1 protein-coding gene is annotated in these 15660 nt (G+C 75.1%); it reads left to right on the top strand.

Features of this window, described 5'->3' with window-relative positions:
* Positions 1 to 15627, top strand: a complete 15627-nt coding sequence (locus ACFW9Z_RS28090) for a type I polyketide synthase (RefSeq protein WP_384645370.1) — start codon at positions 1 to 3, stop codon at positions 15625 to 15627.
* Positions 15628 to 15660 lie beyond the last annotated feature (33 nt).

The following is a 15660-nucleotide window of genomic DNA, read 5'->3' as shown; positions in this document are numbered from 1 at the left end:
ATGTCCGACTCCGACGACAAGAAGCTGCTCGACTACCTCAGGCGCGCCACCGCAGACCTCGGTGACGCCCGGAAGCAGCTGCGCGAGGCCGAGCAGGCCCGCCACGAACCGATCGCCATCGTCTCCATGGCCTGCCGCTATCCCGGCGGCGCCCACACGCCCGAACTCCTGTGGGACCTGGTCTCCCGGGGCACCGACGCGATCTCCGCCTGGCCGGTCAACCGGGGCTGGGACCTGGAGGGCCTCTACGACCCCGACCCAGAGAAGCCCGGTACCTCCTACACCCGGCACGGCGGCTTCCTCCACGACGCGGCCGATTTCGACGCGGAGTTCTTCGGTATCTCGCCGCGCGAGGCCCTGGCGACCGACCCCCAGCAGCGGCTGGCACTGGAGACCGCCTGGGAGGCGGTCGAGCGGGCCGCGATCGACCCCCGCACGCTGCGACGCACCGGCACGGGCGTCTTCCTCGGGGCGATCGGCAACGGCTATGGCGCGGGTTCGCGCCATCTCCCCGATGTCCAGGGTCTGTTGGACACCGGAACCGCGAGCAGTGTCGTCTCCGGCCGGATCGCCTACACCCTGGGCCTGGAAGGGCCCGCGGTGACCGTGGACACGGCCTGCTCTTCCTCTCTGGTCGCCCTGCACCTGGCCATCAGGGCCCTGCGGGCGGGCGACTGCACGCTGGCCCTGGCCGGCGGGGTGTCGGTGATGGCGACGCCCGACGCGTTCGTGGCGTTCAGCCGCCAGCGCGCGTTGTCGGCCGACGGCCGCTGCAAGGCGTTCGGGGCCGACGCGGACGGAACCGGCTGGTCCGAGGGTGTCGGCGTGCTGCTGCTGGAGCGGTTGTCGGACGCCCGGCGCAACGGGCACCCGGTGCTGGCCGTCATCCGCGGTTCGGCCACGAACCAGGACGGTGCGAGCAACGGCCTGACGGCCCCGAGCGGTCCGTCCCAACAGCGGGTGATCCGTGCGGCGTTGGCGGACGCGGGGCTGTCGGCGTCCGAGGTGGACGTGGTGGAGGCGCACGGCACTGGCACCACCCTCGGAGACCCCATCGAGGCCCAGGCGCTGCTGGCCACGTACGGCCGGGACCGGCCCGCCGACCGGCCTCTGTGGCTGGGCTCGTTGAAGTCGAACATCGGCCACACCTCGGCGGCGGCCGGGGTGGGCGGCGTCATCAAGATGGTGCAGGCGATCGCACACGGCGAACTGCCCAGGACCCTGCATGCGGACCGGCCGACGCCCATGGTGGACTGGTCGTCGGGAGGCGTGGAAATCCTCTCCGAGGCCCGTACGTGGGACGACGCGGGCCGTCCGCGCCGGGCCGGGGTGTCCGCCTTCGGCGTCAGCGGCACCAACGTCCATCTGATCCTGGAACAGGCCCCGGCGGCCTCGGTGGCCTCGGTGGCCCCGGCGGCCCCGGCGGAGGAATCCGAACCGGTGGCCGAACCCGCTGCCGACGGCGATACGTACCCGCTGCCCTGGGTGCTGTCGGGGCGTACCGACGAGGCGCTGCGCGACCAGGCGGCCCGGCTGCTGGCACACCTGGGCGCTGCTGGCCCCGGACCCCTGCGGGCCGCCGACACCGGCCGCGCCCTCGCCCTCACCCGTACCGCCTTCGAGCGGCGGGCCGTGGTCGTGGGAACCGATCAGGACCAGCTGATCGACGGTGTGAAAGCCCTGGCCGAGGGGCGGTCGGTGCCCGGGCTGGTGCGGGGCGACGGGGTGTCGTCGGGCCGTTCGGTGTTGGTGTTTCCGGGTCAGGGTTCGCAGTGGGTGGGGATGGCTGCGGAGTTGTTGGGTGGGTCGGAGGTGTTCGCGGGGCGGATGGGTGAGTGCGAACGGGCTCTGGGGCCTTACGTCGACTGGTCGTTGACGGAGGCGTTGGGTTCTGAGGCTCTGTTGGCGCGGGTTGATGTGGTGCAGCCGGTTTTGTGGGCGGTGATGGTGTCGTTGGCGGAGGTGTGGCGGTCGTTCGGTGTCGTTCCGGATGCGGTGGTCGGCCACTCCCAAGGTGAGGTTGCCGCCGCCTGTGTGGCGGGTGGTCTGAGCCTCGATGACGGGGCCCGTGTGGTCGCGTTGCGCTCTCGCGCCGTGGGGGTGTTGGCGGGCCGGGGCGGTATGGCGTCGGTGCCGTTGCCGGTGGAGGAGGTGGCTGGGCGTCTTGCCGGGTGGAGTGGCCGTCTGTCGGTCGCCGCGGTGAACGGCCCTTCTTCGACGGTGGTTTCGGGTGACGCGGACGCGGTCGCGGAGTTGGTGGAGGGGCTTGTCGGGGAGGGTGTGCGGGCGCGTCTGGTCGAGGTGGACTACGCCTCGCATTCCTCGCATGTGGAGGAGATCCGTGAGCGGTTGCTCGCCGACCTGAAGGACATCACTCCGCGTTCGGGGTCGGTGCCGTTCTTCTCGACGGTGACGGGTGGCTGGCTGGATACGAAGGGGCTGGACGCGGAGTACTGGTACCAAAACCTTCGTCGGACCGTCGAGTTCGGGCGGGCGACGGAGGCGCTGCTGGGGGAGGGCTTCCGGTTCTTCGTCGAGGCCAGCCCGCACCCCGTGCTCACCTTCGGTGTCCAGCAGACCGCCGACCAGGCCGACACCGCCGGCTCCGCTCAGGGACCCGCCGTGGTCGTCGGCACGCTGCGGCGCGGCGAGAGCGGCCTCGACCGCTTCCTGACATCCCTGGGAGAGGCCCACGCGGGCGGTCTGTCGCCCGACTGGGACCGGGTGTTCGCCGGACACCGACACCGTCCGTACGGAGTCTCCCTGCCCACCTACCCCTTCCAGCGCCGCCCGTACTGGCTGGAGGACACCGGCCCGGCGGCGGGCGGTCCTTCCGGGACGTCCTCGGAGGGCGACGACTTCTGGGATGCCCTGGGCGGGGGTGACCTGGACCGGTTCACCAGCACCCTCGGGGTGGCGCCCGAGGACCCGCTGAACGTGGTGCTCCCCGCGCTCGCCACCTGGCGCGCCGAGCGCACCGAGCGTTCGGTGGTCGACTCCTGGCGCTACCGCGTGACCTGGCGAGCCCTGCCCGAAGGCCCTCCGGTCGCACTGGACGGCAACTGGCTCGTACTGTCGTCGGACGGTCAGCCCGAGGACGGGGTACGCCGGTCGGAGGCGACCGTCCAGGTCATGGAGCAGGCCGGGGCCTCGGTGGTCCACGTACGGCTCACCGAGGCGGAGGCCGACCGCGCCGTGCTGGCCGACCGGGTCCGCGCCTCCCTCGACGCGCTGCCCGGCCCGGTGACGGGAGTGCTGTCGCTGCTGGGCCTCGACGAGCGCCCGCACTCCGCGCACCCCTCCGTCCCGCTGGGCACCGCGCTGAGCCTGGCCCTGGTGCAGTCCCTCGGCGACGCCGGGATCGAGGCGCCCCTGTGGTGGGCGACCCGGGGCGCGGTGTCGGTCGGGGGCACGGACACCGGGAGTGCGGTCAGCGCCGCGCAGAGTCTGCTCTGGGGTCTGGGCCGGGTCGCCGCGCTGGAGTTCCCGCAGCGCTGGGGCGGTCTGATCGACCTCCCGGAGGTCCTGGACCCGGACACCGCCCCCCGGCTGTGCCGGGTGCTGGCCGGTGCGGCCGGGGACGAGGACCAGGTGGCCGTACGGGCCACCGGCTGCCACGGCCGACGGCTGGTCCGGTCCGCGCTGGGCGACACCGCGCCGAGGCGGAGCTGGCGGCCCGAGGGCACCGTGCTGATCACCGGCGGTACCGGCGGTGTCGGCGCACAGATCGCGCGCTGGCTGGCCCGGCGTGGGGCCGGGCACCTGGTGCTGGTCAGCCGACGCGGCGCGGACGCGCCGGGTGCGCCGGAGCTCTCCGAGGAGCTGACCGCCCTCGGCGCCCGGACCACCCTGGCCGCGTGCGACGTCGCCGACCTGGAGGCCCTGCGCGCACTCAAGGACGGCCTCGAACAGGACGGCCACCGGATCAGCACCGTCTTCCACGCGGCGGGGGCCGGGCTGCTGGTGCCCCTGCCCGACACCGACCTGGACGAGGTCGCCGACACCCTCCACGCCAAGACCGGCGGGGCCAGGAACCTGGACCTGCTCTTCGACCGGGACACGCTCGACGCGTTCGTGCTGTTCTCCTCCATCTCCGGGGTGTGGGGCAGCGCCGTCCATGGCGCCTACGCCGCCGCCAACGCCCATCTCGACGGCCTCGCCGAGGACCGCAGGAGCCGTGGTCTCGCCGCGACCTCCGTGGTGTGGGGGATCTGGGACCCCGAGGGCGGGGCCGGGATGGCGGCCGAACTGGCGGAGGAGACCCTGCGCGGCCACGGCGTGCTCTTCATGCCGCCCGCCGCCGCGATCGCCGGGCTCCAGCAGGTCCTGGACCACGACGAGACGGTGGTCGTGGTCGCGGACATCGACTGGGACCGCTTCGCGACGGTGTTCACCTCGGCGCGTCCCAGCCCGCTGATCGGTGAACTCCCCGAGGTACGTACTGCGTTGGCCGCCGAACCGGCGACCGCCGGGACCGGGGCCGAGGAGCTGTCCTCGGCGCTGCGCGACCGGCTGGAACCGCTTCCCGCGGCCGAGCGGACCCGGGTGCTGGTCGACCTGGTCCGGACCCACGCGGCCGCCGTCCTCGGCCACGGTTCGCCGGACGCGGTCGCCCCCGGCCGTGCCTTCCGCGACCTGGGCTTCGACTCACTGACCGCCGTGGACATGCGCAACCGGCTCAACACCGCCACCGGTCTGCGGCTTCCGGTCACCGTCGTCTTCGACTACGCGTCGGCGGCCGCGCTCGCCCGGCACCTGGAGACCGGACTGCTGGGCGCCGCCGAGGAGCCCGCCACCGTCCGGCAGCCCCCGTCGGCGGTACCCGCCGTGGACGACGACCCCATCGTGATCGTCTCCATGAGCTGCCGCTACCCCGGCGGCGTACGCACCCCCGAGGACCTGTGGCGCCTGGTCGCCGACGGGCGCGACGCCGTCTCCGGGCTGCCGTCCGACCGGGGCTGGGACCTCGACGCGCTGTACGACGCGGACCCCGACCGGCCCGGCAGGAGTTACGCCGCCGCAGGCGGATTCATCCAGGACGCGGACCGGTTCGACCCCGGATTCTTCGGGATCTCACCGCGCGAGGCCCTGGCCATGGACCCACAGCAGCGACTGCTCCTCGAAACCTCCTGGGAGGCGATCGAGCGCGCGGGTATCGACCCGACGACCCTGCACTCCACCCCGACCGGGGTCTTCGCCGGGGCCTCCTACCAGGGCTACGGCGGCACCCTGCGCGATGTCCCCGAGGAAGTGGAGGGCCTGTTCATCGCGGGCATCTCCACCAGCGTCCTGTCCGGGCGGGTCGCCTACCAACTCGGCCTCCAGGGGCCCGCCGTGACCGTGGACACGGCCTGCTCCTCGTCCCTGGTGGCGGTGCACCTCGCCGCGCAGTCGCTGCGCTCGGGCGAATGCGCGCTGGCACTGGCGGGCGGCGTCACGGTGATGGGCACCCCGCTGTCGTTCACCGGCTTCAGCCGGCAGCGCGGGCTCGCCGAGGACGGGCGCTGCAAGTCCTTCGCCGCCTCGGCGGACGGCTTCGGCATGGCCGAAGGCGTGGGCCTGCTGGTCCTGGAACGCCTCTCGGACGCCCGCCGCAACGGCCACCCGGTGCTCGCGGTGCTGCGCGGCTCGGCGATCAACCAGGACGGCGCGAGCAATGGGCTGACCGCGCCCAGTGGCCTGGCCCAGCGGCGGGTGATCCGCGACGCGCTGGCGAACGCCCGGCTGACGGCCGCCGACGTGGACGCCGTCGAGGCGCACGGCACCGGTACCCGGCTGGGCGACCCGATCGAGGCCGACGCGCTGCTGGCCACATACGGCCAGGACCGGCCCGCCGACCGGCCGGTACGGCTCGGGTCGCTCAAGTCGAACATCGGGCACACCCAGGCCGCCGCCGGGGTCGGCGGCATCATCAAGATGGTGCTGGCCATGGCGCATGGCGAGTTGCCGCGGACCCTGCACATCGACCGGCCGTCCCCGAACGTCGACTGGACGGCGGGCGCCGTCGAGCTGCTGACCGAGGCCGCGCCCTGGCCGGAGACCGGCCGCCCGCGCCGGGCCGGGGTCTCCTCATTCGGCCTGAGTGGCACCAACGCCCATGTCGTCATCGAGCAGCCGCCTGTTGAGCCCGCGCTTCCGTCGCCCGCCGGGCCGATCGGGGCCGTACTCGCCGTGCCGACCGGGTCCGAACCCGCCGTCGTGTCCGCATCCGCCGTCGTGTCCGGCGTGCCTGCCGTACTCGCCGTACCGGCAGCGTCCGACCCCGCCGTCGTGCCCGACGCGCTCGCCGTACCCGTACCCGTACTCACCGCCGGACCGTCCGCCGGGTCCGGTGCGAAGGACGCGGGCACCGCACGCGCCGCCGTCCCGTGGGTCCTGTCCGGGCGGACCGCCGAGGCGGTGAAAGCCCAGGCGGAGCGGCTGCACACGTACCTGACGGAGCATCCGGAGCTGTCGCCCGTCGACGTCGGCTACTCCCTGGCCACCACCAGGACCGCCTTCGAACACCGCGCGGCCGTCGTCGGTGACGACCGTACGGCCCTGCTGGGCGGCCTGGCCGCGCTGGCTGCCGGAGACCGCGCACCCGGCCTGGTCGAAGGCACTGTCGCCCGATCGGCCAGGACCGTCTTCGTCTTCCCCGGCCAGGGCTCCCAGTGGGCCGGTATGGCCCGGGAACTGCTCGACCACGCCCCGGCCTTCGCCGACCGGATCGCGGCCTGTGAACGCGCCCTCGCCCCGCACCTGGACTGGTCGCCGCTCGCGGTCCTGCGGGAGGAGCCCGACGCGCCCCCGCTGGACCGGGTGGACGTGGTGCAGCCGGTGCTGTTCGCCGTGATGGTGTCGCTGGCCGAGCTGTGGCGGGCGCACGGGATCGTCCCCGACGCCGTGGTCGGCCACTCCCAGGGGGAGATCGCCGCCGCCTGCGTGGCCGGGGCGCTCTCGCTGGACGACGCGGCCCGGATCGTCGCCCTGCGCAGCCGGGCCCTGCTGGCCCTGACCGGCCGCGGCGGCATGCTGTTCGTGCCGCAGCCCGTCGAAGACGTACGCGAAGCACTTTCCGCCCACGACGGGGCACTCGACATCGCCGCCGTCAACGGGCCCACGTCGGTGACGGTCTCCGGCGACCCGGCGGCGCTGGAACGGCTCAGCGAGCGGTACGCCGAGGAAGGCGTCCTGACCTGGCCCGTCCCCGGCGTGGACTTCGCCGGGCACTCACCCCAAGTGGAGGAGATCCGCGAGGAGTTGCTCACCCTCCTCGGCCCCACCGCGCCCCGGACGTCCGACATCCCGTTCTACTCCACGGTCAGCGGCGGCCCCGTGGACACCCTGGGCCTGGACGCCGCGTACTGGTACGAGAACCTGCGCCGCCCCGTGGAGTTCGGACGGGCGGTCGACGCGCTCATCGCCGACGGACACCACACCTTCGTCGAGTGCAGCACCCACCCCGCGCTGACCGTCTGGCTCCAGCAGGCCGTCGAGGCGGCCGGGGCCGGTGGCGGAGCCGTCGTCGGCACCCTGCGCCGTACCGAGGGCGGCCCCGGCCGGTTCCTCGCCGCGCTCACCGAACTCCAGGTACGGGGACTGCCGGTGGACTGGGACACGGTGTTCGCCGGAACCGGTGCCCGTAAGCGGCACCTGCCCACGTACGCCTTCCAGCAGCAGCGCTACTGGCTGGACGCCACCGCCACCGCCACCGACCCCGACCGGCCCGCCACCGCCATGACCGGCTCAGGCCCGGCCGACTCCGGCTTTTGGGAGGCCGTCGACCACGGGGACCTGGACGCCCTCGCCACCACCCTGCGGGTCGAGGACGGGGAGTTGAGGGCCTCCCTCGCCTCCCTGGTGCCCACCCTCGCCGCGTGGGCGCGCGGCCGGGCCGACGACCGGACCGCCGACAGCTGGCGCTACCGGGTCGCCTGGGAGCCCCTGCCCGCCCCCGAGCCGCCCCGGCTCACCGGCAGTTGGCTCGTCGTCGCCCCGGCCGGAGCCGCCGACGATCCGGCCGTCACGTTCGCCGTGGACTCCCTGCGGGGACACGGCGCCACCCCCGTCCTGGTCGAGGCGGGCCCCGACGCGACCGACCGGGCCCGGTTCGCCGCACTGCTCCGCGACGCCCATGCCCACGACCACACTGCCGGGCCGCCCGCCGGGCTCCTGTCGCTGCTCGCCCTGGCCGAAGAACCCCACGGCGAGGGATCGGCGCTGCCCCGCGGCCTCACCCTGACGGTCGCCCTCCTCCAGGCCCTGGGCGACCTCGGCACCGACACCCCGCTCTGGTGCGCCACCCGGGGCGCGGTGTCGGTCGGCCGCTCCGACCGGATCGACAGCACGCTCCAGGCCCTGGTCTGGGGGATCGGCGGGGTCGCGGGCGTCGAGTACCCGCAGCGCTGGGCCGGACTGGTCGACCTGCCGCGACGGCTCGACGACCGGGCCGCGACCCGGCTCGCCGAAGCGCTGGCGGGCCCCGACGGCGAGGACCAGCTCGCGGTACGCGCCACCGGCCTCTACGGCCGCAGGGTCGTCCACGCCGGACTGGGCGACACCGCCCCCGTACGCGACTGGACGCCCGAGGGCACGGTCCTGATCACCGGCGGTACGGGTGGCCTCGGCGCCCAGATCGCGCGGTGGCTCGCCCGTACCGGCACCGCGCACCTGCTGCTCACCAGCCGACGCGGCGCACAGGCCCCGGGGGCCGACGCCCTGCTGGCCGAACTGCGCGACCTCGGCGCCGACGCCACCGCGGTGGCCTGCGACGTCGCGGACCGCGACGCACTGGCGGAACTGCTCGCCGGTATTCCGGCCGAGCGCCCGCTGCGCGCCGTGCTGCACACCGCGGGCGTCCTCGACGACGGGGTGATCGACTCGATCACCCCCGAACGCGCGGCCGGGGTCCTGCGCCCCAAGCTCGACGGCGCACGCAACCTCGACGCGCTCACCCGGGAACTCGACCTCACCGCCTTCGTACTGTTCTCCTCGCTCGCCGGGACGCTCGGCGGCACCGGCCAGGGCAGTTACGCCGCCGCCAACGCCTACCTCGATGCCCTGGCCCGGCAGCGCCGCGACCTCGGACTGCCCGGCACCTCGGTGGCCTGGGGCCTGTGGGGCGGCGACAGCCTCGCCTCCGGAGCGGTCGCCGAACGGCTGATCCGCGACGGCCTGCCCGCCATGGACCCCGCCACGGCCACGGTCGCGCTGCGCCAGGCGCTCGACCACGACGACACGGCCGTCCTCGTCGCCGACTTCGCCTGGGACCGCTTCACCCGGGCGTACACCGCGCTCCGGCCCAGCCCCGCCCTCGGGGATCTGCCGGAGGTACGGGAGGTGCTCGCCGCCCCGGGCGGGTCCCGGAGCACGGCCGACGGCGCCGAGCCGCCCGCCCTGCGGCTGGCCGCACTGCCCCCGGCGGAACGGGACCGGGCGCTGCTGGACCTGGTCCGCCGCGAGGTCGCCGCCGTGCTCGGCCACTCCGGGCCCGAGGCGGTGGGACCCGACCAGGCGTTCAAGGACATCGGCTTCGACTCGCTGACCGCCGTCGAACTGCGCAACCGGCTCGCCTCGGCCACCGGCCTGCGCCTGTCGGTGACCCTCGCCTTCGACTACCCCACGGCCACGGACCTGGCCGGACACCTGCGCACCGAACTGCCGGGGGCGCCCGCCACCGAGGCACCCGATGCTCCCGGGCAGGCGGCCGCGGCCGTCGCGGTGCCCGAGGACGAGGCGATCGCCGTGGTCGCCATGAGCTGCCGCTACCCCGGCGGCGTCAGCACCCCCGAGGAGCTGTGGGAGCTCGTCGCGGGCGGGCAGGACGCGATCACCGGCTTCCCCACCGGACGGGGCTGGGACCTGGACGGCCTCTACGACCCCGACCCGGACCGGGTCGGCAGCACCTACGCGCGGGAAGGCGGCTTCCTCCACGACGCCGACCGCTTCGACCCGGCCTTCTTCGGGATCTCCCCGCGTGAGGCGCTGACCATCGACCCCCAACAGCGGCTGCTGCTGGAGCTCTCCTGGGAGGCGTTCGAGCGGGCCGGTATCGACCCGCTGTCGCTCAAGGGCAGCGCGAGCGGCGTCTTCGTCGGATGCAGCCACCACGACTACGGGTCGCGGGTCACCGAACCTTCCGAGGAGTTCGAGGGCTATCTCGGCGTCGGCAGCGCGGGCAGCGTGGCGTCCGGCCGGATCTCCTACAGCCTCGGCCTCGAAGGGCCCGCGGTGACCATCGACACGGCGTGCTCCTCGTCGCTGGTCGCGGTCCACCTCGCGGCCCGGTCGCTGCGGTCCGGCGAATGCTCGCTGGCGCTCGCGGGCGGGGTGACCGTGATGTCGACACCGGGTGCGTTCGTGGAGTTCAGCAGGCAGCGGGTGCTGGCCGAGGACGGCCGCTGCAAACCGTTCGCCGCCGCCGCCGACGGCACCTCCTGGGCCGAGGGCGCCGGACTGCTCGTCCTGGAACGCCTCTCGGACGCCCGGCGCAACGGCCACCCGGTGCTCGCCCTCGTACGCGGCTCCGCCGTCAACCAGGACGGCGCGAGCAACGGCCTGACCGCCCCCAACGGCCCCTCCCAACAGCGGGTGATCCGTGCGGCGTTGGCGGATGCTGGGCTGACGGCGTCCGAAGTCGACGCGGTGGAGGCGCACGGCACCGGGACCCGGCTGGGCGACCCGATCGAGGCCCAGGCACTGCTGGCCACGTACGGCCGGGAACGCGGTGCGCGGGAGCCGCTGTGGCTGGGGTCGCTGAAGTCGAACATCGGGCACAGCCAGGCCGCCGCCGGAGTCGCGGGCATCATCAAGATGGTGCAGGCCATGCGACACGGGGCGCTGCCGCGCACCCTGCACGTCGACACGCCGACACCCCACGTGGACTGGTCGGCCGGCGCGGTCCGGCTGCTCACCGACGACACCCCGTGGCCGGAGACCGGGCGCCCCCGGCGGGCCGCCGTGTCGTCGTTCGGCGTCAGCGGCACCAACGCCCACACGATCCTCGAACAGCCCACGGAACCGGCTGGGGCCGCTGCACCTGCCAACCCCGAGGCGTCCGGGCCTGCTTGGGCCGCTGCCCCTGCCGTGCCTGATGCAACGGAACCGGCTGAGGCCATCGCCCCCGCCGTCCCCGACGCGTCCGGCCCGGCCCAGGCAGCCGCCTCCGCCGCCTCCGCCATCCCTGACGCGTCCGAACCGGCCCGGGACGCCGACCCCGCCCTCCCCGACGCGTCTGGCCAGGACCGGCCCGCCGCCCCCGCGCTGACTCCGGCGACCATCCCCGCCGCATCCGCATCCGCATCCGCATCCGCAGCCGCAGCCGCAGCCGCATCCGCAGCCGCCGCCCCTGCGCCGACCCCGGCGACCGCCCCCGCCACCCCCGCCCTGCCCTGGCTGCTCTCCGCCCGCAGTGCGGACGCGCTGCGGGGGCAGGCCGCCCGGCTGCTGCGGCACGTGGAGCGCCACCCGGCCCTCGCCGTCGCGGACCTGGGCCGCTCCCTGGCGCTGAACCGCAGTGCCTTCGAGCACCGGGCCGCCCTCACCGGCACGGACCGGCAGGCCCTGCTCCAGGGGCTCACCGCCCTCGCCTCCGGCGAGCCGTCGGCGGATCTGGTGAGCGGGGTCACCGGGCCTGCCGCGAAGACCGCCTTCCTCTTCCCCGGACAGGGCAGCCAGCGCACCGGCATGGGCGCCGGACTGTACGCGCGGTTCCCCGTCTTCGCCGACGCCTTCGACGCGGTCTGCGCGGAACTCGACCCGCTGCTCGATCTCCCGCTGCGGGAGGTGATCGACGCGCGCCCCGGCGACCCGGGCCACGGACTTCTGGACCGTACTGAGTACACCCAGCCCGCCCTGTTCGCCCTCGGCGTCGCACTGTTCCGGCTCGTCGAGCACTGGGGCGTACGTCCCGACCGGCTGCTCGGCCACTCCGTGGGAGAGCTGGCCGCCGCCCATGTCGCCGGTGTGTTCGCCCTGCCCGACGCCGCGCAGCTGGTGGTCGCGCGGGGACGGCTGATGCAGGCCCTCCCGGCGGGCGGTGCGATGGCCGCCCTCGCCGCCGGGGAGGAAGAGGTGCTGCCGCTGCTCGCGGGCCGCGAGAGCGTCGTCGGGCTCGCCGCGGTCAACGGCCCGGCCTCGACCGTGATCTCCGGCGACGCGGCGGCGGTGGACGAGATCGCCGCCGTACTCGCCGCGCGTGGGCGCAAGACCCGTAGGCTGTGCGTCTCCCACGCCTTCCACTCGCCCCTCATGGAGCCCATGCTCGCCGGGTTCCGCGAGGTCGTGGCGCGGATCGTCCCGGGGGAGGCCACCGTCCCCGTCATCTCCGACCTGACGGGCGAACCGGCCACCGCCGAGCAACTCGGCTCACCGGACTACTGGGTGGAGCATGTGCGGGGCACCGTCCGCTTCCAGGACGGCGTACGTCACCTGGAACGCGACGGCGTCACCGCGTTCCTGGAACTCGGACCCGACGGCGCGCTCACCGCCATGGGCCAGGACTGCCTGACCGGCGCCACCGACACCATCGGTGCCATCGACACCGCAGACACCACCGACAGCCCCCTGCTGCTGCCCCTGTTGCGCAAGGATCGGCCCGAAGCGCCCGCCGCGACGGCCGCCCTGGCCCGGCTGCACGTCGCGGGCGTCCCCGTGGACTGGAGCGCCGTCCACTCCGGCGGCCCGTCCCGCCCCGCCGTCGACCTGCCGACCTACGCCTTCCAGCGTGGCAGCTACTGGCTGGAGGCCGGTCCGGCCACCGCCGACCTGCCCGCCGCCGGACTCCGGAGGGTCGACCACCCGCTGCTCGGCGCCGGAACGGAACTCGCCGACTCCGACGGCTTCCTCTTCACCGGCAGGTTCTCGGTCCTCAGCCACCCCTGGCTGGCCGACCACGGCGTCTACGAGGGCGTGCTGTTCCCCGCCACCGCGTTCCTGGAACTCGCGGTCCGCGCGGGCGACCAGGTCGGCTGTGACCAGGTCGAGGAACTGACCCTGGAGGCACCGCTGGTGCTCCCGCCGGGCGGAGCCGTCGCCCTTCAGCTCACCGTCGGAAGCCCGGACGCCTCCGGCACCCGCCCGCTGAGCGTCCACGCCCGGGCCGCCGACGACGGCCCCGACGCCCCCTGGACCCGGCACGCGAGCGGCCTGCTCACCTCCGCCGAAGGCCCCGGCTCGGCGGACCCGGCGGACCTGGTCGACCCGGCGGACTCCGAGGCCTGGCCGCCGCCCGGCGCCGTCCCCCTGGACACAGAAGGCCTCTACGACCGCTTCGCGGACGGCGGGTTCGCCTACGGCCCCGCCTTCCAGGGCCTGCGCGCGGCCTGGCGGCTCGGCGACGAGGTGTACGCCGTCGCGAGCCTGCCGGAGGAGCAGCGGTCGGACGCCGCCGCGTTCGGCCTGCACCCGGCCCTGTTGGACGCCGCGCTGCACGCGCTGGTCTTCGACGTACTGGAGGGCCCCGCACAGGGCTGGCTGCCGTTCTCCTGGAACGGGGTGCGCCTGCACGCCTCCGGGGCCACCGAGCTCCGGCTGCGGCTGACCCCCACCGGCCGCGATGCCGTCGCCGTGCGGGCGACCGACGCCACCGGGCGGCTCGTGGTCTCGGCCCGCTCCCTCGTCCTGCGGCCCGTCTCGCCCGACCGCTTCCGGGCCACCCGCGCCGGACACCACGAGGAACTGTTCCGCCCCGAGTGGCAGCCCCTGCCCGAGCGCGCCGGTACGGCGGCGGGCGCCGTCCCGGGCCCGGAATCCTGGACCGTGCTCGGCACCGGGACCCCCCTGCACCCCGGCGCCGCGCCGCTCCCCGGCCGTACGGTCACCGACTTCGCCGCGCTCTCCGCACGGCTCGACGCGGGCGAGCAGCCGCCCCGGCTGGTTCTGGCCCCCTGCCCGCCCGGACCCGCCCCGCACGCCCCGCCCGGCACTCTCCGCGACGCGGTTCACGGCGGCCTCGGCGCGGTCCTCGCCCTGCTGCGCGGCTGGCTGGCCGACGAGCGCCTGACCGGCTCCCAACTGGTCCTGGTCACCGCGGGCGCGGTCCCGGTGACCGGCGACGACGTCCCGGACCCGGCCCTGGCCGCGCTCTGGGGCCTGGTCCGCTCGGCGCAGACCGAGAACCCCGACCGCTTCGTCCTGCTGGACCTGGACGCCCACGCGGTCCCGCCCGCCGTACTCGCCGAAGCCCTCGCGTCCGGGGAACCCCAGCTCGCGATCCGGGCCGGGGCCGTCCACATCGCCCGGCTCGCCCGCGTACCGCTGGCCGCCACCGACCGCACCCCCGGCTGGGACGGCGACGGGACCGTCCTGATCACCGGCGGAACCGGCGCCATCGGCGCCCACATCGCCCGCCACCTGGCCGCCGAGCACGGCGTCCGGCACCTGCTGCTGACCAGCCGCAGCGGCCCCGCCTCCGACGGCGCGGCGGAACTCCTCGCCGAACTCGCCGCCCTGGGCGCGCACGCCGAGATCGCCGCCTGCGACGCCGCCGACCGCGACGCCCTGGCCGCCCTGCTGGCCGCCCTGCCTCCCGCACACCCCCTGACCGGGGTGGTGCATGCCGCGGGCGTCCTGGCCGACGGCGTCGTCGCCACCATGACGCCCGAGCAACTGGACCTCGTCCTGCGCCCCAAGGTGGACGCGGCGATCAACCTGCACGAACTCACCGCAGGCCTGGACCTGTCCGAGTTCGTCCTGTTCTCGTCCATCGCCGGGGTCTTCGGCGGCATGGGGCAGGGCAACTACGCCGCCGCCAACGCCTTCCTGGACGCACTGGCCCACCGACGCCGCGCCGACGGCCTGCTCGGCCGCTCCCTCGCCTGGGGCCTGTGGGCCAACAGCACCGGGATGACCGGCGGGCTCACGGAGGCGGACCTGCGACGGATCGCCCGGGGCGGGATCGTCGCCTTCGAACCGGCCCAGGGGGTGGCCTTGTTCGACACGGCAGGCGCCCTCGACGAGCCGGTCGTCCTCCCGCTGCGGCTCGACACCGAGGCCGTCCGCGCCCAGGCTGCCACCGGAGGCGTCCCCGCCCTGCTGCGCGGCCTGGTGCGCCCCGCCGCCCGGCGCACCGTCGCGGGCCCCGCCACCGGCACCGGCCCCGACGGGCCCGAAGCGCTGAAGCAGCGCCTGGGCTCCCTCGACGAGACCCGGCGCGGCCGGGTCCTCCTCGACCTGGTCCGCTCCCACGCCGCCCTGGTCCTCGGCCACAGCGGCCCGGCCGCCGTCGAGCCCGGCCGCGGTCTGCTGGAGGTCGGCTTCGACTCGCTGACGGCAGTGGAACTGCGCAACCGGCTGCGCGCCGCCACCGGCCACCCCCTGCCCGCCACCCTGCTCTTCGACCACCCCACCCCGGCCGCGATCGCCGCACACCTCGCCGCCGAACTGGTCCCCGACGCCGGGCCCGGCCCGGTCCCCGGCCTCGCCGAACTGGACCGCCTGGAAGGCGCCCTCGACGGCGGTGTCGACGACCCGGCGGACCGCGAACGGCTCGCCGCCCGGCTCCGGGAACTCCTGGGGCGCCTCGACCCGGCGGCCACCGCGGCCGACGGCGACGGTACGGCGGCCGACTCCCTCGAAAACCGCATGGACGGCGCCAGCGACGACGAACTCTTCGACCTCATCGACAACGAGCTCGGCCTGTCATGACACCGACCCGATACGCGAACCAGGACGGCGGCT

Source organism: Streptomyces sp. NPDC059452, assembly GCF_042750035.1.
Classification (GTDB): Bacteria; Actinomycetota; Actinomycetes; order Streptomycetales; family Streptomycetaceae; genus Streptomyces.
This window is presented reverse-complemented; position numbering and strand designations above follow the sequence as displayed.